The organism is Enterobacter cloacae complex sp. SHL001 (assembly GCF_049236825.1).
GTDB lineage: Bacteria > Pseudomonadota > Gammaproteobacteria > Enterobacterales > Enterobacteriaceae > Enterobacter > Enterobacter hormaechei_C.
Genome location: NZ_JBMKIP010000001.1, coordinates 1,113,508 through 1,134,607, shown reverse-complemented (window position 1 = coordinate 1,134,607; position 21,100 = coordinate 1,113,508). Strand labels below are relative to the sequence as shown.

Here is a 21,100-nt window from a genome sequence, read left to right as displayed (position 1 = left end):
AGCATATCCCGCTGAAATTGAGCAAATTTTCCGCTGTATCGTCCCGTGAGGGATGGCGAAAATCTCAACGTATTCAACACCACATCCACAGGCAGTAAGGTTTTATGACCCATCACTTGAAATCGCGTGACATTATCGCGCTGGGCTTTATGACATTTGCGCTGTTCGTTGGCGCAGGTAACATCATTTTTCCTCCAATGGTTGGCTTACAGGCGGGTGAACACGTCTGGACGGCTGCGTTTGGCTTCCTGCTTACTGCCGTGGGCCTGCCGGTACTGACCGTTATCGCGCTGGCGAAAGTCGGTGGCGGTGTGGACAGCCTCAGCACCCCGATTGGCAAAGTGGCTGGCGTTCTGCTGGCAACCGTCTGCTATCTGGCCGTTGGCCCGCTGTTCGCGACCCCACGTACGGCGACCGTCTCCTTTGAAGTGGGTATCGCCCCGCTGACCGGTGACGGCGCGATGCCGCTGTTTATTTACAGCCTCATTTACTTCGCCATCGTGATTCTGGTTTCTCTCTATCCCGGCAAACTGCTGGATACCGTGGGTAACTTCCTGGCTCCGCTGAAAATTGTGGCGCTGATCGTGCTGGCGGTTGCGGCCATCGTCTGGCCTGCGGGGCCCATCAGCTCCGCGATGGACGCTTATCAGAACGCGGCGTTCTCAAACGGTTTCGTGAACGGCTATCTGACAATGGATACGCTCGGTGCGATGGTGTTTGGTATCGTTATCGTTAACGCCGCGCGTTCCCGCGGGGTGACCGAAGCGCGCCTGCTGACTCGCTACACCATCTGGGCTGGCCTGATGGCCGGTGTCGGCCTGACGCTGCTGTATCTGGCGCTGTTCCGTCTGGGTTCAGATAGCGCAACGCTGGTCGATCAGAGCGCAAACGGCGCGGCGATCCTGCATGCTTACGTGCAGCATACCTTTGGTGGTGCAGGCAGCATGCTGCTGGCGGCGCTGATTTTCCTGGCCTGTCTGGTGACGGCGGTGGGTCTGACCTGCGCCTGCGCGGAGTTCTTCGCTCAGTATCTGCCGCTCTCATACCGCACGCTGGTGTTTATCCTTGGCATCTTCTCCATGGCGGTGTCAAACCTCGGTCTGAGCCACCTGATTCAGGTGTCAATTCCGGTGCTGACGGCGATCTATCCGCCATGTATCGTGCTGGTGGTGCTGAGCTTCACCCGCCCGTGGTGGCATAACTCGACGCGAATTATTGCGCCGGCCATGTTTATCAGCCTGATTTTTGGTATCCTTGACGGGATCAAAGCATCAGCATTTGCAGAAATCCTGCCAGCCTGGACACAGCGTCTGCCGCTGTCCGAGCAGGGCCTGGCCTGGCTGATGCCTTCCGTTGTAGCGCTGGTTCTGGCGATTATCTGGGACCGTGCGGCAGGGCGTCAGGTGACATCCAACGCCCATTAATCAACGGCAACAAATTGTTTAACCACGGGGCTTAAGGCCCCGTGGTTTTTTGTTTTTTTCGTGTTGAATGGCAAGATTTTAATGGAAAGCACTAACAAACTTAAACGTGGATTGAGCACCCGCCACATCCGCTTTATGGCGCTGGGCTCGGCTATCGGCACCGGTCTTTTTTATGGCTCGGCAGATGCCATCAAAATGGCCGGTCCAAGCGTTCTGCTGGCCTACATCATCGGCGGCGTGGCGGCCTATATCATCATGCGTGCGCTGGGGGAGATGTCGGTTCACAACCCCTCTGCCAGTTCCTTCTCCCGCTACGCACAAGAAAACTTAGGCCCGCTGGCCGGGTTTATCACCGGCTGGACCTACTGCTTTGAAATCCTGATTGTCGCCATTGCCGATGTGACGGCGTTTGGCATCTATATGGGGGTCTGGTTCCCCGCCGTGCCGCACTGGATCTGGGTACTGAGCGTGGTGCTGATCATCTGCGCCGTCAACCTGATGAGCGTGAAGGTGTTTGGCGAGCTGGAGTTCTGGTTCTCCTTCTTCAAGGTCGCGACCATTATTATCATGATCCTCGCCGGTTTCGGCATCATCATCTGGGGTATCGGCAACGGTGGGCAGCCAACCGGCATCCATAACCTGTGGAGCAACGGCGGCTTCTTCAGCAACGGCTGGCTCGGGATGGTCATGTCGCTCCAGATGGTCATGTTCGCCTATGGCGGTATTGAGATTATCGGCATCACCGCCGGGGAAGCGAAAGATCCGGAGAAGTCCATTCCGCGCGCCATCAACTCGGTGCCGATGCGTATCCTGGTGTTCTACGTGGGCACGTTGTTTGTGATTATGTCCATCTACCCGTGGAACCAGGTGGGCACCAACGGCAGCCCGTTTGTCCTGACTTTCCAGCATATGGGCATTGCGTTTGCCGCCAGCATTCTCAACTTTGTGGTACTGACCGCCTCGCTGTCGGCCATCAACAGTGACGTGTTCGGCGTGGGTCGTATGCTGCACGGCATGGCGGAGCAGGGCAGTGCGCCGAAGGTGTTTGCCAAAACGTCGCGTCGCGGCACCCCGTGGGTAACGGTGCTGGTCATGACCGTGGCGCTGCTGTTCTCGGTTTACCTGAATTACATCATGCCGGAGAACGTCTTCCTGGTGATTGCGTCACTGGCGACCTTTGCGACGGTGTGGGTGTGGATCATGATCCTGCTGTCGCAGATTGCGTTCCGTCGCCGCCTGTCGCCAGAAGAGGCCAAAGCGCTGAAGTTTAAAGTGCCGGGCGGCGTGCCAACGACCATTGTCGGTCTCATCTTCCTGGTCTTCATCATTGGCCTGATTGGTTATCACCCGGATACCCGTATTTCCCTGTACGTGGGCTTCGCGTGGATCGTCCTGCTGCTGGTGGGCTGGATGTTTAAATGTCGCCGCGATCGTCAGCTGGCGGAAGCACAGTAAGGTAAAAATGCCGGGTGGCGCTGCGCTTACCCGGCCTACACTCCCTTTTGCCCTGGAAAAAATCTCCTCCTCCGTTCTCCTCCCCCAATAATCCCGAACACGATGAGCTATCTTTAATCACCCTGTGGCAAGGTGACGTCAATTTCATCAAAGGGGATTCGTGATGTTAAACGCCTGGCACCTTCCGGTTGCCCCATTTGTTAAGCAAAACAAAGACAACCTTGTGATTACGCTCTGGCTGGCAGGGGACAATCAGCCTGAACGCGTGACCCTGCGCGCCGAAGTGGATAACGAAGAAACGTCGCTGAAAATGCACAAAGTGCGCAGCCAGCCGCAGCCGGGCGTCACGGCGTGGCGGGCAAATATCGATTTGCGTAGCGGGCAGCCGCGTCGCCGCTACGGCTTCAAGCTGCTGTGGAACGACCGGCAGCTGTGGTTTACCCCGCAGGGCTTCAGCCGTTTTCCTCCGGCCCGGCTGGAGCAGTTTGCCGTGGATCACCCGGATAACGGCCCGCAGTGGGTTAACGATCAGGTCTTTTACCAGATTTTCCCGGACCGCTTTGCGCGCAGCGAAAAGCGCACCGCCGATCAGGACAAGGTTTATTACCATCATTCGGTCGGTCACGACATCATTCTGAAAAAATGGGACGAGCCGCTGACCGCCCAGGCGGGGGGATCGACCTTTTACGGCGGCGATCTCGACGGTATCAGCGAAAAACTGCCGTACCTGAAAACGCTCGGCGTCACGGCGCTGTACCTGAACCCGGTGTTTAAAGCGCCAAGCGTGCACAAATACGATACGCAGGATTATCGCCACGTTGACGAGCAGTTTGGCGGTGACGAGGCGCTGCTGCGGCTGCGGCACAACACGCAAAAAGAGGGTATGCGCCTGATCCTTGATGGCGTGTTCAATCACAGCGGTGATTCTCACGCGTGGTTTGACCGTCATAATCAGTCGATGAGCGGCGCATGCCATAATCCGGACTCACCGCAGCGTGACTGGTACAGTTTTGATGAGAATGGCCGCGCCCTGGACTGGCTGGGCTACCCGAGCCTGCCGAAGCTCGATTTCCAGTCGCCATCGCTGGTGAATGAGATCTACGGCGGCGACGACAGCATCGTGCGCCACTGGCTGAAAGCGCCGTGGAGCATGGACGGCTGGCGGCTGGACGTGGTGCATATGCTGGGTGAAGCAGGCGGGGCGCGGAATAACCTTCAGCATGTCGCCGCCATTACCCGGTCGGCAAAAGCGGTCCGGTCGGAAGCATTCGTCTTCGGGGAGCACTTTGGCGACGCGCGTCAGTGGTTGCAGGCTGATGCAGAAGACGCGGCGATGAACTATCGCGGCTTCACCTTCCCGCTGTGGGGTTTCCTCGCTAACACCGATATCTCTTACGATCCGCAGCATATCGACGCCGAAACCTGCATGGCGTGGATGGAAAACTATCGCGCTGGCCTGTCGCATCAGCAGCAGCTGCGGATGTTTAACCAGCTCGACAGCCATGATACCGCGCGCTTTAAATCATTGCTGGGTAAAGATGTGGCGCGTCTGCCGCTGGCGGTGACCTGGCTCTTTACCTGGCCGGGCGTACCCTGCATCTACTATGGCGATGAAGTGGGGCTGGAGGGGAATAACGATCCGTTCTGCCGTAAAACCTTCCCGTGGGAGAGTGAAAAACAGGATCAGGATCTGTTCAGCCTTTACCAGCGTATGGCGACGCTGCGCAGGCAGAGTCAGGCCCTGCGCTACGGGGGCTGTCAGGTGATGTACGCCCACGATAACGTAGTGGTGTTTGTCCGCGTCTATAACCAGCAGCGCGTGCTGGTGGCGATCAACCGGGGCGAGGCGTGTGAAGTGGTGCTGGAAGATTCACCGCTGCTGGCCGGTAAAACGTGGAAGATCAAAGAGGGTAAAGCGACGTTCCAGGAGAGCGTGCTCACGCTGCCCGCGATCTCCGCTGCGGTCTGGTTCGGCAGCTAAGCGCAAGCAGAATGGTTTTCACCTTTTAAGATGGCGCAAATGCAACGATTTGTGTCAATCTTAGCGGATCGTTTACGGTGAAGGTGGAAACATGGACGAGCTTTACATCCTTGGCTGTTTGTTCCTGGTTTTTGCGCTGGTCGTGGCACCCGTGCTCGCGGTGATAGGTTTTAACCGAAGCACGGCGGCGCGGCAGGAGATCGCCCGGCTTCGCCAGCGCATTGAGGCGCTTGAGCAGCGCGGTGTCACTGAGAAAGCGCCGGAGCCGGTGCAGACCGCCGCGCCGGTGGAGACGCCAGCGTCGGTGGCAGAAGCCGTTACCGCACCTGTCGATCCCTGGCGTCCCGAACCGCCCGTCACTGAAGCAGAACCAGCGCTTGTACCGGCGGCAAAACGGCCTTCCGCCTTTGGCGGCATCCTGTCCTCGCTGACGCGCTGGTTCATGCAGGGCAATCCGCTGGCAAAACTGGGGATTGTACTGCTCTTCCTCGGCCTCTCTTTCCTGCTGCGCTATACCGTTGAACATTCACTGTTTCCGCTTGAGCTGCGTCTTGCCGCCACGGCGCTGTTTGCCATGGTTCTGCTGGCCGTTGGATGGCGGCTGCGGCACAGGCAGCGGATCTACGCGCTGATCCTCCAGGGCGGGGCGACCGGCGTGCTTTATCTGACCGTCTTTGGCGCATTCCGGCTGTGGCAAATGCTGCCGATGACGCTGGCGTTTGCGCTGCTGGTGGTGATTTGCGCGGCGAGCGTCGGGCTGGCCGTGCTGCAAAAGGCGCTGAGCCTTGCCATGCTGGCGAGCCTCGGCGGATACCTTGCGCCGCTGCTGTTGTCTACCGGAGGCGGCAGCTTTGTGGCGCTGTTCTCCTTCTATCTCCTGCTTTCCATCGGCATTCTCGCCATCAGCATCTGGCAGCACTGGCGCGAGCTCAACCTGCTCGGGCTGCTCTTCACGTTTGGCGTTGGCGGGGTATGGGGGCTGAGCGACTACCAGCCTGAAGACTATGCTATCTGTCAGCTGTTCCTGATTGCCAATACGCTTATTTTTGGCGTGTTTAGCGTGGCGCTGTCGCTGCGGGCGCAGGAAAAAGGCAAACAGATTATTGACGGCGCACTGCTGTTTGCTCCGCCGCTGATTGGTTTTGGGATGCAGTATGGCATGACGTCTCACTGGACGTACGGCCCGGCGCTCAGCGCGCTGGGCTATGGTGCGTTTTATCTCTCACTGGCGTTTCTCGCACTGCGACGCTATCCGTCTGTCGGGCGGCCACTGGTTATGGCGGCGCTGGCGATCGGCGGCGGGTTTGCCACGCTTGCCATTCCGCTGGCGCTTTCAGCGCGCTGGACGGCGATGGCCTGGGCGCTGGAAGGGCTGGGTATTCTCTGGCTGGGCGTGCAACAGCAGCAGCGGCGCATGAGCTATAGCGGGACGGCGCTGCTGGTGCTGGCGCTCGGCAGCGCGATATGGGCGCAAATGGACGGCGTCACCTCGTTGAGCCTGCTGCTTATTTTCGCAGTGCTCAGTCTTTGCTGGCTGGCTGCGGCCTGGCTGTGGCAGAAAATCGCACAGCCGGGCAGTTGGGCATTGCTGGCCGGTGGGCTGCTGTTCTGGTTAGTGGCGCTGCTGGGCGCGTCGCAGCTGTTCCTGAAGCAGGAGTTATCGGTTCTGGCAGGCGTAATGGCGCTGACGGCGGCGTCGGCCTGGGGATGGCGGCAGGCTGCCGCTCGTCTGGCGTGGCGGAAGCTGGATGCCAGCAAATGGCTGCTATGGCCGGTGATGCTGCTGATGGTGCTGTATCAGATCTGGCAACAGCAAATCCTGGCGGCCGGCTGGGCAAATCTGGCCTGGGCTATTGCGCTGCCTGCCGCCCTGATGCTGCTGCGGCGCGACGAAGATAAACTTCTGCCGCGCATCTCAATGGGGCTGCATCTGTCGCTGGTGTGGATGATTTTACTCGCCATAGCCGCCGAGCTTTACTGGTTTGCCCGCTCCCTGCCGTGGGGCATGGCGGCCTGGGGAAGCGGCATTGCGATGGCTGTTGGCGGTGGGGTGATTATGGCGCTCTCCGCGGCCGTACGGCGTCGCGGGTGGCCGTTCCGGGTATGGCCTGCGCTCTACGCCTGCCTTGCCGCGATCCCTGTGGTTGTGGCGCTGGTGGTATTGCTGGTCGTGACCAATTTGCAGGACGGTGTGGTCTATCAACAGACATGGCTGCCGCTGGTGAACCCGCTTGAGGAAGGGGCGGCGTTCGCGCTGCTGGGGTTGGTGGTGTTTTATCGGGAAGTGGATCGCTACTATCCGGCATCGCTTGCGCAGTCCCGTCCGTGGCCCGCCGTTGTGCTGATGGCCCTGGGTTTCTGGTGGCTTAACGGCGCATTGCTGCGCGCGCTGGCGTGGTACGGCGAGGTGGCCTGGAATTGGGAGTCGTTGTGGCATTCGCGGCTTATCCAGACCACCTTTGCCCTGTTCTGGATGTTGTGCGCGCTGGTGGTCATGATCCGCGCCACCCGTCACGCCTCCCGTCAGCAGTGGCTTGGCGGTGCGGCGCTACTGGGGGTGGTCATGCTCAAACTGATGCTGGTGGACAGCGCGGGCGGTGGCGGCCTGGCGCGCGCCGTCGCGTTTATTGGCGTGGCGATCCTGGTCCTGATTGTGGGCTATTTCTCGCCGCTACCGCCTAAGGCAGGAGAAGAAAAATGAAATGGATGAACGCGGTTGTTTGTGCGGCACTGCTGGCCGTGGCCGGTCCGGCATTCTGCGAGGGCGCGCCAGCGGAATCCCCGCGGGATTATGCCTATGGCCTGTCCCTTGATACCTCTGCCTCTTCGCCGTGGTATCGGGTCATGCTGCCGCTGGCGGTTTATCAGCAGAGCACATCGCCCGATCTGCGCGACGTGCGCGTGTTTAATCAGTCGGGCGAGCCGGTACCGTTCAGCCTGGTTACCACGACGCGTCCGCAGCCGGCACCGACCACCACGGCGCTGCGCCTCTTTGCGCTTAACGCCTCGCCGGGCGGAGAAGAGGACAGCGGCGATAAAATTATGCTACGGGCCAGAAACGGCGTGGAAATTGTGCTGGAAGGGCAACACGCGGCGGCTGCCGGACAGCACTATCTGCTGACCCTGCCGGAAAACGCGACGGAGGTTCCGCTTTCTCAGCTCCAGCTTTTCTGGGACACGCCGCAGGGTTCGTGGCAGGGGACGGCATCGGTCTATTACAGCGAGGATCTGAAAAACTGGTATACCCTGCGCGAAGAGATGCCCCTGCTGGACGTGATGAGTGGACAGGATCGCCTGAAGCTCGACCGCATCGATACCGATCTGGTGTTATCGCCTGAGGCGAATCGTTATCTGCTGCTGGTGCTGAACACGGGGCGTTCTGCCCTGACGTTAACCGGCGTCAACGCGATTAACGCGACTGAACAGCCGGAATCTGAGCACATTAGCCTGGCGGGAGAGGGGGAGCGGTTATCCGAAAGCGAAGCCGTGTGGCGCTGGAAACATCCGCAGCCTCTGAGTGCGATCGGCTTCATGCTGAATGGCGACGGTGTTCTCCCGGCAGAAATAGCCTGGCGGGAGGCGGATAAGGATCGGTGGCATACGCTGAAAAAAGAGGTGATCTACCAGCTCGGCGGCAAAACGTCTGAACCTGTTCCGCTCCCTGGCGGACTGGTCGAGGCGGTAAAAATCAAGACCCTCAATGCGCGTTTGCCTGAGAACCTGCCTGGCGTGACCGGGCAACGCGTGCGCTACGATCTGGTGTTTAACGCGCAGGGGAAGGGGCCGTACCTGCTCGCGTGGGGGAACGGGGCTGCGAAACCGGCGAGCGTGGAGACGGATATGCTGATCCCGACCGAACTGCGTAAAACCTACGATCTGGCAGCCCTGCCGATGGCGGATACGCTGGAACCTGTCCCGCTGGGTGGCGAGGCGCGTTTAACCGCGACGTCTGCGGCTGAGCAGGAAAGCAGAATGAAAACGCTGATGGTCTGGGGCGTACTGATTGCGGGGGTGATGGTGCTTGCGGGTATGGCATGGCGCATCTGGCGCGAGGTAAAAAAAGACGGCGCAGCATAAGCCATAAAAAAACCCGCGTATTCGCGGGTTTTTTGGTAAACCGTGCCGATTACAGGCTGGATACGTTCTCAGACAGGTATTTAGCTACGCCGTCTGGGGAAGCCGCCATACCTTCTTTACCTTTTTCCCACTGAGCCGGGCACACTTCACCGTGCTCTTCGTGGAACTGGAGCGCGTCAACCATGCGCAGCATTTCGTCGATGTTACGACCCAGCGGCAGATCGTTCACAACCTGGTGACGAACGATGCCGTTCGCGTCGATCAGGAAAGAACCACGCAGTGCAACGCCAGCGTCCGGATGTTCGATACCGTAAGCCTGCTGGATTTCGCGTTTGATGTCCGCAACCATCGCGTATTTCACTGCACCGATGCCGCCGTTTTCGACAGGGGTGTTACGCCATGCGTTGTGTACAAATTCAGAGTCGAAGGAGACGCCAACCACTTCCACGCCACGCTTCTGGAATTCTTCGTAACGTTTGTCGAACGCGATCAGCTCAGAAGGGCAAACGAAAGTGAAGTCCATTGGCCAGAAGAACAGAACGGTCGCTTTACCGTTGGTGTGCTGTTTGAAGTTGAAGTTTTCAACGATTTCACCATTGCCCAGAACGGCGGCAGCTGTAAAATCCGGAGCCGGACGAGTTACCAGAACCATATGATTCTCCTGTAGATACTAAGGTTATTTGGAACGCAACGCGGGCCAGTATAGAGGCAGTACGGGAATAAGACAAAGAGGTGGTAACAATCGTTCCACCAGCTTTTACCTATCAATCGAACCGACTTCACAGTTCTTTATTTTTCGCCTGCGTCATCATACGCGGGTAGAACTGCCAGAAGCGGGTTTCCAGCGCATCATAATGTTCATCCAGGTCATGCCATGAGTCGCGCAGCGCGTCCAGACGCGGTCGACGGCTCGCCATGCCGTTCAGGACGTTCTGAATGAAATCCATCTCGCGGTATCGCTCCAGCCAGCGTTCAGACCAGAGATAGTTATTCAGATTCACAAAGCGCGGCGGGGAGTCCGGCAAAATGATCGACACCTGCGCGTGGGCGTAGCGCACAAACTCAGGCAGCGACATATCAGGCGACAGCCGGGACCAGTGGCGCGACAGGAAATGATCCCACATGACGTCGAGCGTGATCGGCGCCACGCGTCGGGTTTCGGGGCGGAACCAGGCTTTGGCTTCCGTCACTTCCGGCAGGTTATCGGTCAGCACGTCGATGCGGCGGTGCATAAAAATCCCGTCGACAACCTCAGGGGAGTACGCTTCCACGGGGTTGCCGCGTACAAAATCGGCCAGCAAATTGCCGGAGAGGGAGCTGTCCGCGAGATGAGCGAGATGCAGATGAGCGAGAAAATTCATGCGTTTTCGTTGTCCGGTGGCGGCTAGTTGTTGCAGCAAAAGGGTGTGAGCACTAGACTATGCCGCCTGTTTTTAAGTCACGAGTATACGTCATGCGCGTCGCCGATTTCTCCTTTGAACTACCTGAATCCCTGATTGCTCACTACCCCATGCCTGAGCGTAGCAGCTGTCGCTTGCTGTCACTGGACGGGCCAACGGGCGCGCTGACGCACGGTACTTTCACCGATCTGCTCGACAAGCTCAACCCTGGCGATCTGCTGGTCTTTAACAATACCCGCGTGATCCCGGCGCGTCTGTTTGGCCGTAAAGCCAGCGGCGGTAAGATTGAGGTGCTGGTCGAACGTATGCTCGATGATAAACGTATTCTGGCACATATTCGCGCCTCTAAAGCGCCGAAGCCGGGCGCTGAACTGCTGCTGGGGGATGACGAGAGCATCAAAGCGACCATGACCGCGCGTCACGATGCGCTATTTGAAGTGGAATTCAACGACGAGCGCACGGTGCTCGATATCCTCAACGCCATCGGCCACATGCCGCTGCCGCCGTATATTGAGCGCCCGGACGAAGAGGCCGACCGCGAGCTATATCAGACTGTCTACAGCCAGAAGCCTGGCGCGGTGGCGGCGCCAACGGCGGGCCTGCACTTTGATGAGCCGCTGCTGGAGAAACTGCGCGCGAAGGGCGTAGAGATGGCGTTCGTGACGCTGCACGTTGGTGCAGGCACCTTCCAGCCGGTGCGCGTGGACAGCATCGAAGACCACATCATGCACTCTGAGTATGCCGAAGTGCCACAGGAGGTTGTGGATGCGGTGCTGGCGGCGAAAGCGCGCGGTAATCGCGTCGTGGCCGTCGGTACAACGTCGGTACGTTCCCTTGAGAGCGCTGCGCAGGCCGCGAAAAGCGAGCTGATTGAGCCGTTCTTTGGCGATACGCAGATCTTTATCTACCCGGGCTATCAGTACAAAGTCATTGATGCGCTGGTGACCAACTTCCATCTGCCTGAATCGACGTTGATTATGCTGGTTTCCGCGTTTGCGGGATATCAGCATACGATGAACGCCTACAAGTCTGCGGTAGAACAAAAATATCGCTTTTTTAGCTACGGTGACGCGATGTTTATCACGTACAATCCGCAGGCTTTGAATGAGCGTGTCGGGGAATAAGTCCGCGGCACCGTATTACAACGTTGGACTGTTTTTCTGACGTCGGAGAAAAAATGAAATTTGAACTCGATACCACCGATGGCCGCGCGCGTCGCGGTCGTCTGGTGTTTGATCGCGGCGTGGTAGAAACCCCCGCGTTTATGCCTGTGGGCACGTACGGCACCGTAAAAGGAATGACGCCGGAAGAAGTTGAAGCCACTGGCGCACAGATTATCCTCGGCAACACCTTCCACCTGTGGCTGCGTCCGGGTCAGGAGATTATGAAACTCCACGGCGACCTGCACGATTTCATGCAGTGGAAAGGCCCGATCCTCACCGACTCCGGCGGTTTCCAGGTCTTCAGCCTGGGCGATATCCGTAAGATCACTGAGCAGGGCGTACACTTCCGTAACCCGATCAACGGCGATCCAATCTTCCTCGATCCGGAAAAATCCATGGAGATTCAGTACGATCTCGGCTCCGATATCGTAATGATCTTCGATGAATGTACGCCATACCCGGCGGACTGGGACTACGCCAAGCGTTCCATGGAGATGTCCCTGCGTTGGGCGAAGCGTAGCCGCGACCGTTTTGACGCCCTGCAAAACAAAAATGCGCTGTTCGGCATTATTCAGGGCAGCGTTTACGAAGATTTACGCGATATCTCGGTTAAAGGTCTGGTAGAGATAGGCTTTGATGGCTACGCTGTCGGCGGTTTGGCTGTGGGTGAGCCGAAGGAAGACATGCACCGCATTCTGGAGCATGTCTGCCCGCAAATCCCGGCGGATAAACCACGATACCTGATGGGTGTGGGTAAACCAGAAGATCTGGTGGAAGGCGTACGTCGCGGCATTGATATGTTCGACTGCGTTATGCCAACCCGAAACGCGCGTAACGGTCATCTGTTCGTTACCGATGGCGTGGTGAAAATCCGTAACGCGAAGCATAAGAGTGACACCAGCCCGCTCGATTCCGAGTGCGATTGCTATACCTGTCGCAATTATTCTCGCGCGTATCTGCATCATCTCGATCGTTGCAACGAGATTTTGGGGGCGCGTCTCAATACCATTCATAATCTTCGTTATTATCAGCGCTTAATGGCTGGTTTACGTAAGGCTATCGAAGAGGGTAAATTAGAGAGCTTCGTGACCGATTTCTACCAACGTCAGGGGCGGGATGTTCCACCGTTGAACGTTGATTAATTTTAATAATGAGGGAATTTGAATGAGCTTTTTTATTTCTGATGCGGTAGCAGCAACGGGTGCACCAGCGCAGGGCAGCCCGATGTCTCTGATTCTGATGCTGGTTGTGTTCGGTCTGATCTTCTACTTCATGATCCTGCGTCCACAGCAGAAGCGTACTAAAGAGCACAAAAACCTGATGAACTCCATCGCGAAGGGCGATGAAGTCCTGACCAATGGTGGCCTGGTGGGTCGCGTAACCAAAGTAGCGGAAAACGGCTACATTGCTATCGCCCTCAACGACACCACTGAAGTGGTTATCAAACGTGACTTCGTAGCTGCCGTTCTGCCGAAAGGCACCATGAAGGCGCTGTAATCCCAACTTTTCCCAAAGGGAACTGCCGTGTTAAACCGTTATCCTTTGTGGAAGTACATCATGCTGGTCGTCGTGATTATCGTCGGCCTGCTGTACGCGCTTCCCAACCTGTATGGTGAGGATCCGGCCGTTCAAATCACTGGCGCGCGCGGTGTCGCCGCCAGTGAGCAAACGCTGATCCAGGTCCAGAAAACGTTACAAGAAGAAAAAATTACCGCTAAGTCTGTGGCACTGGAAGAGGGCGCAATTCTTGCTCGCTTCGACACCACCGACACGCAGCTCCGCGCACGTGAAGCGCTGATGGGCGTGCTGGGTGATAAATATGTCGTGGCGCTTAACCTTGCTCCTGCAACCCCACGCTGGCTGGCTGCGCTGAACGCAGAGCCAATGAAACTGGGTCTTGACCTGCGTGGCGGCGTTCACTTCCTGATGGAAGTGGATATGGATACCGCGCTCGGCAAGCTACAGGAACAGAATATCGACAGCCTGCGCAGCGATCTGCGCGATAAGGGCATTCCGTACACCACCGTACGTAAAGAAGATAACTACGGCCTGAGCATCACGTTCCGCGACAGCGCGGCACGCGATCAGGCTGTGACGTATCTGTCTCAGCGTCACCGCGATCTGGTGATCACCTCTCAGGGCAGCAACCAGCTGCGTGCGGTAATGACCGACGCGCGTCTGAGTGAAGCACGTGAATACGCCGTTCAGCAGAACATTAACATTCTGCGTAACCGTGTAAACCAGCTGGGCGTGGCTGAGCCACTGGTACAGCGTCAGGGTGCTGACCGTATCGTGGTCGAACTGCCGGGTATCCAGGATACCGCCCGTGCGAAAGAGATTCTGGGCGCGACGGCGACCCTGGAGTTCCGTCTGGTTAACTCCAATGTCGACCAGGCTGCTGCGGCTTCAGGCCGTGTGCCGGGCGATTCTGAAGTGAAACAGACCCGCGAAGGCCAGCCTGTTGTGCTGTACAAACGCGTGATCCTGACCGGTGACCATATCACCGACTCCACTTCAAGCCAGGATGAGTACAACCAGCCGCAGGTTAACATCTCGCTGGATAGCGCAGGCGGCAACATCATGTCTAACTTCACCAAGGACAACATCGGCAAGCCGATGGCGACCCTGTTCGTGGAGTACAAAGACAGCGGTAAGAAAGACGCCAATGGCCGTGCCGTGCTGGTGAAAGAGGAAGAGGTGATTAACATCGCCAACATCCAGTCTCGTCTGGGTAACAGCTTCCGTATTACCGGTATCAGCAACCCGAACGAAGCGCGTCAGCTCTCTCTGCTGCTGCGTGCCGGTGCGCTGATTGCGCCAATTCAGATTGTTGAAGAACGTACCATCGGTCCAACCCTGGGTATGCAGAACATCAAACAGGGTCTGGAAGCGTGTCTGGCCGGTCTGGCGGTGTCCATCATCTTCATGATCTTCTTCTATAAAAAGTTCGGCCTGATTGCGACCTCCGCGCTGATTGCCAACCTGGTGCTGATCATCGGTATCATGTCCCTGCTGCCGGGGGCGACGCTGACCATGCCGGGGATTGCGGGTATCGTTCTAACCCTTGCGGTGGCGGTCGACGCCAACGTACTGATAAACGAACGTATCAAAGAAGAGCTGAGCAACGGTCGTTCTGTACAGCAGGCGATCGAAGAAGGCTACAAAGGGGCGTTCAGCTCCATCTTCGATGCGAACGTAACAACACTGATTAAGGTTCTTATCCTGTATGCAGTGGGTACTGGCGCGATCAAAGGCTTTGCGATTACTACCGGTATCGGTGTCGCAACGTCGATGTTTACCGCTATTGTCGGCACCCGTGCCATCGTGAACCTGCTGTACGGCGGCAAGCGCGTCAAAAAGCTGTCTATCTGAGGAGTGCGTTGTGGCACAGGAATATACTGTTGAACAATTGAACCACGGCCGTAAAGTCTGGGACTTTATGCGCTGGGACTACTGGGCCTTCGGCATTTCAGGTTTTCTGCTGATCTTGTCCATCGTCATTATGGGCGTGAAAGGCTTTAACTGGGGTCTGGATTTCACCGGTGGTACGGTGATCGAAATTACCCTGGAAAAACCGGTCGATATGGACCAGATGCGTGAGTCTCTGCAAAAAGCGGGCTTTGAAGAGCCGCTGCTACAGAACTTCGGCAGCAGCCGCGACATCATGGTGCGTATGCCGCCGGTACACGATGCCAACGGCAGCCAGGAGCTGGGCAGCAAGGTCGTCCAGGTTATTAACGAAACGACCAGCCAGGATGCAACGGTTAAGCGTATTGAGTTTGTCGGCCCGAGCGTTGGTGCTGACCTGGCGCAGACCGGTGCGATGGCGCTGCTGGTGGCGCTGATCTCGATCCTGATTTACGTCGGTTTCCGCTTTGAGTGGCGACTGGCGGCAGGCGTGGTTATCGCCCTGGCGCACGACGTGGTGATCACCATGGGCATACTGTCTCTGTTCCACATTGAGATTGACCTGACGATTGTGGCATCCCTGATGTCCGTTATCGGTTACTCACTGAACGACAGTATCGTGGTATCTGACCGTATTCGTGAAAACTTCCGTAAGATCCGTCGCGGCACGCCGTACGAAATCTTTAACGTGTCGTTGACCCAGACGTTGCACCGTACGTTGATCACCTCCGGCACCACCCTGATGGTGATCCTGATGCTGTTCCTGTTCGGTGGCCCGGTGCTGGAAGGCTTCTCGCTGACCATGCTGATCGGTGTGTCTATCGGTACGGCCTCGTCTATCTACGTCGCGTCCGCACTGGCGCTGAAGCTGGGCATGAAGCGCGAGCATCTGATCCAGCAGAAAGTCGAGAAAGAAGGGGCGGATCAGCCGTCCATTCTGCCGTAAGAGTCTTATGTAGTATCGAAATCCCGGCCTGTTGGCCGGGATTTTTTTTGTCTGCATCTCACAAACACTCCTGACAGTATGCTGTCAGGAGCCCTGTCGTAGACTCCTTCTGAACCCTAACAGCAGGCAGGAGGACGTATGAAAAGTGTTATTAACTGGTTTGAAATTCCGGTCGCCGATATGGATCGCGCCATCAAATTTTATGAGTCGGTGATGCAGGTCGCGCTGCGGCGCGAGAAGATGGACGTGGCTGATCTGGCGATTTTCCCGCACCAGGATCCGGCCACCGGCGGCGCGCTGGCGAAATTTGACGGCGTTACACCGTCTTCGCAGGGCGCTATTATTTACCTGCATACTGACAATCTGGCGGCCACGCTCGATCGTATTGCTTCTGCGGGCGGTGAGTGCGTGTTTGGCCCGCTGGAACTGCCGCAAGGCATTGGCACTATAGCCCTGTTTACCGACAGCGAAGGTAATCGCGTCGGCCTCCATCAACCGGTATGAGAGTAAACCGATGACCCGACGCGCTGACCGTTTGTTCCAGATTGTGCAGATCCTTCGGGGCAGGCGTCTGACAACGGCAGCGCATCTGGCGGAAAGGCTTGGCGTGTCCGAGCGCACGGTGTACCGCGATATCCGCGACCTGTCGCTTTCCGGCGTGACGGTGGAAGGCGAGGCGGGAAGCGGATATCGGCTGATGTCGGGTTTTGATTTACCCCCGCTGATGCTGACCAACAAAGAGTCCGAGGCGCTGATGGTGGCCATTCGCCTGCTCAAAACCTGGGGCGGGGAATCGCTGTCGCGCGAGCTGGAGTCGGCCCAGGAAAAAGTGCTGGCGATCCTGCCAGAAGAGAGCCGACGCAAGGCGGAGCAGACGCGGATTTACGCGCCGGATATTGCCCTTCAGCCCCATTCCCGTAGTGGTTTCGACGTGATCCATCAGGCGATTTCCGCCCAGCGCGTGCTGGCACTGCATTATCGTGATGAGGCTGGGCAGCTCTCAAAGCGCGAGGTTCAGCCGCTGGGCTTGTTCTTCTGGGGAGAGCGCTGGCTGCTGGCGGCGTGGTGTGAACGGCGCGATGACTATCGCTGTTTCCGGCTCGACCGATGCCTCAATATTGTGCAGACGGAGAGGCGGTTTAGCGAAAGTGCGGACAGGTCATTGGCAGATTTTTTGCGCAAGGTGAGGCAGTAAAAAGCCGGGGGCGGCTACGCCTTACCCGGCCTACATTCGGATCGTAGGCCCGGTAAGCGTAGCGCCACCGGGCGGAATCCGCACTGATTAGAAGTTGTAACCCACGACCAGGTAACCACCCCAACCGGTAGAGCGAACGCTGAAGTCGCCGTTGCCAAAGTTCAGGCTGGCGTCGTCGTTCCACTGGCCACCGTTGTGCCAGTAACGCGCAACAACAGAGTAGTGCCAGTGATCGTAGTTCAGCGCCAGGATGTGGCTGGACGCGATGGAGTCGTTAGTGCGCGCTTTTCTGCCGTTCAGGTCGCGGAAATCGTTATCGCCCAGGTCTGAACCCCAGTCAAAGTTGGTGAAGCCGATATAGCTCAGGTTGCCGCCCCACAGTTGGGTAATTGGCACGAAGTATTTCACTTTGAAACGGTAGCCGTCCCACTCGTTCTCGTTCGCGGCGCCGTAGTTCTGCCACTGGTATTTTGCGTAGACGTTCATGGACAGGCTCATCGGCAGGCCAGTCTCAATGTCTGTACCCAGACCCATGTACCAGGTGCTCTGGCGACCGGACTTGTTGCGACCCATGTCGTAGATGTAGTTGTTTGCGAAATACCACTCTTTGAACGGACCAAACGCCAGACTGGTACCGGTCAGTTTATCAATGGAGAAGCGGGGTTCGATCTCCATGAACAGTGGGGAACCGTGGTTCCAGATACCTTTCGCGTCGGTGTTACCGCCGAAGAATACCGGTGCGTCCATGTAGCCATAGAAATCAAACCAGTCTTTTTTAGCGAATGCTTCGTACTCGAGGTAGGTATCGTTACGGATCTGCGGTCCGAAACGGGTATGGTAGCTGCCTACAACGTTAACGCTCTGATGCCACCAGTCGGAGAGGTATTGTGGTTTGTCGTTTTCCGCTGCGTTAACAGTGAAAGAGGTGGAGAGTGCCAGAACTGCACCGGCTGCGAGTAATGTTTTTTTCATAATCATGCCACTGATTGAAATTCCCTTCCGGGAGTGAAAAATGCGCGAATTGCGTTTCTAAATATTTCGTATTTCTGCGGAGCCTATTATAGGAATCCTTGCTCACAAAAATATGTGTTGTTTCACATATCTCTCACATACGTAATCGATTGCGTTCACGTTTGCGTACTTTAGACGGGCGGGATTGTAGCGGCAATCATTTATGTTGCCAATCCATACGAAATGTAAATGTTAGCGGAGTGACATTTCACTCCGCTAGAAGGGCGGGTTATTGCGCGGCGGGTTGAATGTCGTGAATACGGATAAAGCCCAGCTGTTCTGGGGTCAGTCCGCTCAGCTGGAGCGGGATATCAACATCGCTCGGCGCCAGCGTGCTGGCGGGGGCGGTGAAGAGCTGATTCTTCACGTTCACTTCCTGATAGCTCTCCGTGGTGCCCTGAATCTGGCCCCACTCTACGGTGCCGCTGAACGCGGGAAGCGGATCGTTGGACTCACCCTGAATGCGTAATGTTGCGCGAGTACCATCGGCATTCGCTGCAACATTCACCACAGACATCTTTAGCGTGCCAATCTGGCTGTTCAGACGCGCGGGCGTGTTTGCACCTGGCAATAAATAAACGCCATTGCTGGATTTGGCATTGAGCGCGTTCTGCTGGGTGATCTTCACGGTTTCTTTGTTAAGTTTGTCCATCGCCACGTTAAGCGTATTCACGCTTTGTTTCATCTCACGGACTTCGCTTTGCTGTGCGCAGGCGCTGAGCGTGAACAGGCTCCCCACGAGCACTATTTTCAGGTAACGTCTTGTCATTGCGTTTAATTCCTTGAAATCACAGATTGCTGCAATGGTAGACAGGATAGTGCCGTCAGGCATAGATCCTTTGTCTCAAAAAGCTCTTCCTTTGTTGTCGGGCCAGTTCAGGGTAAAATAGAAATCAGTTAACCAGATAACAGGGACATCGTATGCATTGCCCATTTTGCTCCGCTGTGGATACCAAAGTCATCGACTCGCGTCTTGTAGGCGAAGGGTCTTCCGTGCGTCGTCGTCGGCAGTGTCTGGTGTGCAACGAGCGTTTTACCACCTTTGAAGTGGCAGAGCTGGTAATGCCGCGCGTGGTAAAAAGTAACGATGTGCGCGAACCGTTCAATGAAGAGAAACTGCGTAGCGGGATGCTCAAGGCGCTGGAAAAACGGCCCGTCAGCTCCGATGACGTCGAAATGGCGTTAAACCATATTAAATCTTATCTGCGGGGGTTAGGCGAGCGCGAAGTGCCGAGCAAAATGATCGGCAATCTGGTGATGGAACAGCTGAAGAAGCTCGATAAAGTCGCCTATATCCGCTTTGCCTCCGTTTACCGCAGCTTCGAAGACATTAAAGAGTTTGGCGAAGAGATCGCCCGCTTACAGGATTAAGCCCATGCACGATGAGATGTACATGGCGCGCGCCATGAAGCTGGCGCAGCGCGGTCGGTTTACCACTCACCCTAACCCCAATGTCGGGTGCGTCATTGTTAAAGATGGCGAGATCGTGGGGGAAGGTTTTCACTACCGCGCAGGCGAGCCGCATGCTGAAGTGCATGCCCTGCGCATGGCGGGTGAGAAAGCGCGTGGCGCGACGGCCTATGTGACGCTGGAGCCATGCAGCCATCACGGACGCACGCCGCCGTGCTGTGAGGCGCTGATTGCGGCGGGCGTCTCGCGCGTTGTCGCCGCCATGCAGGATCCTAATCCGCAGGTGGCGGGCCGCGGGCTGTATCGTCTGCAACAGGAAGGCATCGACGTTAGCCACGGCCTGATGATGCAGGATGCCGAAAACATCAACAAAGGCTTCCTGAAGCGTATGCGCACCGGCTTCCCGTTTATCCAGCTTAAGCTTGGCGCGTCACTGGATGGCCGCACGGCGATGGCGAACGGCGAGAGCCAGTGGATCACCTCGCCGCAGGCAAGGCGCGATGTGCAACGTCTGCGCGCGCAAAGCCATGCTATTCTCACCAGCAGTGAAACGGTACTGGCCGACGATCCGGCCATGACCGTGCGCTGGGAAGAGCTGAATGCGGATACGCAGGCGCTCTATCCGCAGGAGAACCTGCGTCAGCCGCTGCGCATTATTGTTGATAGCCAGAACCGCGTGACGCCGGAGCACCGCATCGTGCAGCAGCCGGGTGAAACCTGGATTGCCCGCACCAAAGAAGATACGCGCGAGTGGCCGGAAGGCGTGCGCAGCATTATGGTGCCGGAACATAACGGGCATCTCGATCTCGTGGTGCTGATGATGTTGCTCGGCAAACAGCAGGTCAACAGCATCTGGGTTGAAGCTGGCCCGACGCTCGCCGGCGCACTGCTTCAGGCGGGGCTGGTGGATGAGCTTCTCGTCTACGTTGCGCCTAAACTGTTAGGTAATGACGCGCGCGGCCTGTTTGTGCTGCCCGGCCTTGAAAAACTGGCCGATGCGCCGCAACTCTCATTCAGCGAGATTCGTCCGGTAGGTCCGGATGTCTGCCTCCATTTAACGACAGCGTAATTGCTCCTGAAATAGGGAAGCAGTGCGCAAAGTATTATGATAAAATCCGCCCCCCTGCGGGGCCAAATGAACCCGTAAAGGAAGAGTATGAACATTATTGAAGCTGCTGTAGCTACCCCGGACGCTCGCGTCGCCATCACCATTGCGCGTTTCAACAACTTCATCAACGATAGCCTGCTGGAAGGTGCGGTTGACGCCCTGAAACGTATCGGCCAGGTTAAAGATGACAACATTACCGTCGTTTGGGTACCAGGTGCTTACGAACTGCCACTGGCAGCGGGCGCGCTGGCGAAAACCGGTAAATACGACGCGGTGATTGCGCTGGGTACCGTTATTCGTGGCGGCACTGCGCACTTCGAATACGTTGCGGGCGGTGCAAGCAACGGTCTGGCACACGTTGCACAGGATGCTGAAATCCCTGTCGCGTTCGGCGTGCTGACCACCGAAAGTATTGAACAAGCCATCGAACGTGCTGGCACTAAAGCCGGTAACAAAGGTGCAGAAGCTGCACTGACCGCGCTTGAAATGATCAATGTATTGAAAGCCATCAAGGCCTGATTT

General features: G+C 57.1%; 19 protein-coding genes. 15 read left to right on the top strand and 4 right to left on the bottom strand.

What is annotated here, in order from left to right:
- Nucleotides 1–104: 104 nt before the first annotated feature.
- The 5 genes from brnQ to ACOTYH_RS05495 all read left to right on the top strand — a co-directional run bounded on the left by brnQ (nucleotide 105) and on the right by ACOTYH_RS05495 (nucleotide 8,937).
- Complete coding sequence (brnQ, locus tag ACOTYH_RS05515) at nucleotides 105–1,424, top strand: branched-chain amino acid transporter carrier protein BrnQ (protein ID WP_003859118.1); 1,320 nt, start codon at nucleotides 105–107, stop codon at nucleotides 1,422–1,424.
- Between the two features lie 81 nt (nucleotides 1,425–1,505).
- Nucleotides 1,506–2,879, top strand: coding sequence for a proline-specific permease ProY (gene proY / locus ACOTYH_RS05510; protein WP_017383160.1), 1,374 nt, complete (start codon nucleotides 1,506–1,508; stop codon nucleotides 2,877–2,879).
- Between the two features lie 163 nt (nucleotides 2,880–3,042).
- Nucleotides 3,043–4,860 (top strand): maltodextrin glucosidase, encoded by a 1,818-nt coding sequence (malZ, locus tag ACOTYH_RS05505; RefSeq protein ID WP_421637598.1) that lies wholly within the window; start codon nucleotides 3,043–3,045, stop codon nucleotides 4,858–4,860.
- Nucleotides 4,861–4,951: 91 nt separating this feature from the next.
- A complete protein-coding gene (locus tag ACOTYH_RS05500; protein ID WP_421637597.1) occupies nucleotides 4,952–7,561 on the top strand; it encodes a DUF2339 domain-containing protein in 2,610 nt (869 codons plus the stop codon).
- Nucleotides 7,558–8,937 (top strand): DUF3999 domain-containing protein, encoded by a 1,380-nt coding sequence (locus tag ACOTYH_RS05495; RefSeq protein WP_040117263.1) that lies wholly within the window; start codon nucleotides 7,558–7,560, stop codon nucleotides 8,935–8,937. The genes ACOTYH_RS05500 and ACOTYH_RS05495 overlap by 4 nt, the downstream gene beginning before the upstream one ends.
- Nucleotides 8,938–8,986: 49 nt before the next feature.
- On the opposite strand, the gene ACOTYH_RS05490 is transcribed toward ACOTYH_RS05495, so the two are convergent.
- Together ACOTYH_RS05490 and acpH are read right to left on the bottom strand one after the other, a co-directional pair.
- Nucleotides 8,987–9,589, bottom strand: coding sequence for a peroxiredoxin C (locus tag ACOTYH_RS05490; protein WP_003859113.1), 603 nt, complete (start codon nucleotides 9,587–9,589; stop codon nucleotides 8,987–8,989).
- 127 nt (nucleotides 9,590–9,716) lie between these two features.
- Nucleotides 9,717–10,298, bottom strand: a complete 582-nt coding sequence (gene acpH / locus ACOTYH_RS05485; protein ID WP_257437967.1) for an ACP phosphodiesterase — start codon at nucleotides 10,296–10,298, stop codon at nucleotides 9,717–9,719.
- Between the two features lie 92 nt (nucleotides 10,299–10,390).
- Between acpH and queA the strand changes: the two genes are divergently transcribed.
- The 7 genes from queA to ACOTYH_RS05450 all read left to right on the top strand — a co-directional run bounded on the left by queA (nucleotide 10,391) and on the right by ACOTYH_RS05450 (nucleotide 17,049).
- Complete coding sequence (queA, locus tag ACOTYH_RS05480) at nucleotides 10,391–11,461, top strand: tRNA preQ1(34) S-adenosylmethionine ribosyltransferase-isomerase QueA (protein WP_017694427.1); 1,071 nt, start codon at nucleotides 10,391–10,393, stop codon at nucleotides 11,459–11,461.
- A gap of 53 nt (nucleotides 11,462–11,514) precedes the next feature.
- The gene (gene tgt / locus ACOTYH_RS05475) at nucleotides 11,515–12,642 is read left to right on the top strand and encodes a tRNA guanosine(34) transglycosylase Tgt (protein WP_015571303.1); all 1,128 of its coding nucleotides are present in this window, start codon (nucleotides 11,515–11,517) and stop codon (nucleotides 12,640–12,642) included.
- A gap of 22 nt (nucleotides 12,643–12,664) precedes the next feature.
- Nucleotides 12,665–12,997 carry a preprotein translocase subunit YajC gene (gene yajC / locus ACOTYH_RS05470; RefSeq protein WP_003859109.1) on the top strand — a complete coding sequence of 111 codons (333 nt, stop codon included), beginning with the start codon at nucleotides 12,665–12,667 and terminating at the stop codon, nucleotides 12,995–12,997.
- Between the two features lie 27 nt (nucleotides 12,998–13,024).
- Nucleotides 13,025–14,872, top strand: coding sequence for a protein translocase subunit SecD (gene secD, locus ACOTYH_RS05465; RefSeq protein WP_017383164.1), 1,848 nt, complete (start codon nucleotides 13,025–13,027; stop codon nucleotides 14,870–14,872).
- A gap of 10 nt (nucleotides 14,873–14,882) precedes the next feature.
- Nucleotides 14,883–15,854, top strand: coding sequence for a protein translocase subunit SecF (secF, locus tag ACOTYH_RS05460; protein WP_003859105.1), 972 nt, complete (start codon nucleotides 14,883–14,885; stop codon nucleotides 15,852–15,854).
- Between the two features lie 138 nt (nucleotides 15,855–15,992).
- Nucleotides 15,993–16,358: a VOC family protein gene (locus tag ACOTYH_RS05455; protein ID WP_045338283.1), complete on the top strand. Its 366-nt coding sequence runs from the start codon at nucleotides 15,993–15,995 to the stop codon at nucleotides 16,356–16,358.
- Nucleotides 16,359–16,368: 10 nt separating this feature from the next.
- Nucleotides 16,369–17,049: a helix-turn-helix transcriptional regulator gene (locus ACOTYH_RS05450; RefSeq protein WP_421637596.1), complete on the top strand. Its 681-nt coding sequence runs from the start codon at nucleotides 16,369–16,371 to the stop codon at nucleotides 17,047–17,049.
- Nucleotides 17,050–17,136: 87 nt separating this feature from the next.
- Here the strand turns inward: ACOTYH_RS05450 and ACOTYH_RS05445 are convergent, their stop codons facing one another.
- The gene (locus tag ACOTYH_RS05445) at nucleotides 17,137–18,021 is read right to left on the bottom strand and encodes a nucleoside-specific channel-forming protein Tsx (RefSeq protein WP_026080602.1); all 885 of its coding nucleotides are present in this window, start codon (nucleotides 18,019–18,021) and stop codon (nucleotides 17,137–17,139) included.
- A 268-nt stretch (nucleotides 18,022–18,289) separates the two neighbouring features.
- Nucleotides 18,290–18,829: a DUF3251 domain-containing protein gene (locus tag ACOTYH_RS05440; protein ID WP_032649957.1), complete on the bottom strand. Its 540-nt coding sequence runs from the start codon at nucleotides 18,827–18,829 to the stop codon at nucleotides 18,290–18,292.
- A gap of 152 nt (nucleotides 18,830–18,981) precedes the next feature.
- Here ACOTYH_RS05440 and nrdR point away from each other — a divergent pair, with 152 nt between their 5' ends.
- The 3 genes from nrdR (at nucleotide 18,982) to ribE (ending at nucleotide 21,097) form a co-directional block, all read left to right on the top strand.
- The gene (gene nrdR / locus ACOTYH_RS05435) at nucleotides 18,982–19,431 is read left to right on the top strand and encodes a transcriptional regulator NrdR (RefSeq protein ID WP_003859099.1); all 450 of its coding nucleotides are present in this window, start codon (nucleotides 18,982–18,984) and stop codon (nucleotides 19,429–19,431) included.
- Nucleotides 19,432–19,435: 4 nt separating this feature from the next.
- Complete coding sequence (gene ribD, locus ACOTYH_RS05430) at nucleotides 19,436–20,539, top strand: bifunctional diaminohydroxyphosphoribosylaminopyrimidine deaminase/5-amino-6-(5-phosphoribosylamino)uracil reductase RibD (RefSeq protein ID WP_017383169.1); 1,104 nt, start codon at nucleotides 19,436–19,438, stop codon at nucleotides 20,537–20,539.
- A gap of 87 nt (nucleotides 20,540–20,626) precedes the next feature.
- Complete coding sequence (gene ribE / locus ACOTYH_RS05425; RefSeq protein WP_003859098.1) at nucleotides 20,627–21,097, top strand: 6,7-dimethyl-8-ribityllumazine synthase; 471 nt, start codon at nucleotides 20,627–20,629, stop codon at nucleotides 21,095–21,097.
- The last annotated feature ends 3 nt before the right edge of the window (nucleotides 21,098–21,100 follow it).

Excerpts from the sequence above, each read along its gene's own strand:
- brnQ (WP_003859118.1), top strand. The coding sequence starts at position 105 with ATGACCCATCACTTGAAATCGCGTGACATTATCGCGCTGGGCTTTATG.
- proY (WP_017383160.1), top strand. The coding sequence starts at position 1,506 with ATGGAAAGCACTAACAAACTTAAACGTGGATTGAGCACCCGCCACATC.
- malZ (WP_421637598.1), top strand. The coding sequence starts at position 3,043 with ATGTTAAACGCCTGGCACCTTCCGGTTGCCCCATTTGTTAAGCAAAAC.
- ACOTYH_RS05500 (WP_421637597.1), top strand. The coding sequence starts at position 4,952 with ATGGACGAGCTTTACATCCTTGGCTGTTTGTTCCTGGTTTTTGCGCTG.
- ACOTYH_RS05495 (WP_040117263.1), top strand. The coding sequence starts at position 7,558 with ATGAAATGGATGAACGCGGTTGTTTGTGCGGCACTGCTGGCCGTGGCC.
- ACOTYH_RS05490 (WP_003859113.1), bottom strand. The coding sequence starts at position 9,589 with ATGGTTCTGGTAACTCGTCCGGCTCCGGATTTTACAGCTGCCGCCGTT.
- acpH (WP_257437967.1), bottom strand. The coding sequence starts at position 10,298 with ATGAATTTTCTCGCTCATCTGCATCTCGCTCATCTCGCGGACAGCTCC.
- queA (WP_017694427.1), top strand. The coding sequence starts at position 10,391 with ATGCGCGTCGCCGATTTCTCCTTTGAACTACCTGAATCCCTGATTGCT.
- tgt (WP_015571303.1), top strand. The coding sequence starts at position 11,515 with ATGAAATTTGAACTCGATACCACCGATGGCCGCGCGCGTCGCGGTCGT.
- yajC (WP_003859109.1), top strand. The coding sequence starts at position 12,665 with ATGAGCTTTTTTATTTCTGATGCGGTAGCAGCAACGGGTGCACCAGCG.
- ACOTYH_RS05455 (WP_045338283.1), top strand. The coding sequence starts at position 15,993 with ATGAAAAGTGTTATTAACTGGTTTGAAATTCCGGTCGCCGATATGGAT.
- ACOTYH_RS05450 (WP_421637596.1), top strand. The coding sequence starts at position 16,369 with ATGACCCGACGCGCTGACCGTTTGTTCCAGATTGTGCAGATCCTTCGG.
- ACOTYH_RS05445 (WP_026080602.1), bottom strand. The coding sequence starts at position 18,021 with ATGAAAAAAACATTACTCGCAGCCGGTGCAGTTCTGGCACTCTCCACC.
- ACOTYH_RS05440 (WP_032649957.1), bottom strand. The coding sequence starts at position 18,829 with ATGACAAGACGTTACCTGAAAATAGTGCTCGTGGGGAGCCTGTTCACG.
- nrdR (WP_003859099.1), top strand. The coding sequence starts at position 18,982 with ATGCATTGCCCATTTTGCTCCGCTGTGGATACCAAAGTCATCGACTCG.
- ribD (WP_017383169.1), top strand. The coding sequence starts at position 19,436 with ATGCACGATGAGATGTACATGGCGCGCGCCATGAAGCTGGCGCAGCGC.
- ribE (WP_003859098.1), top strand. The coding sequence starts at position 20,627 with ATGAACATTATTGAAGCTGCTGTAGCTACCCCGGACGCTCGCGTCGCC.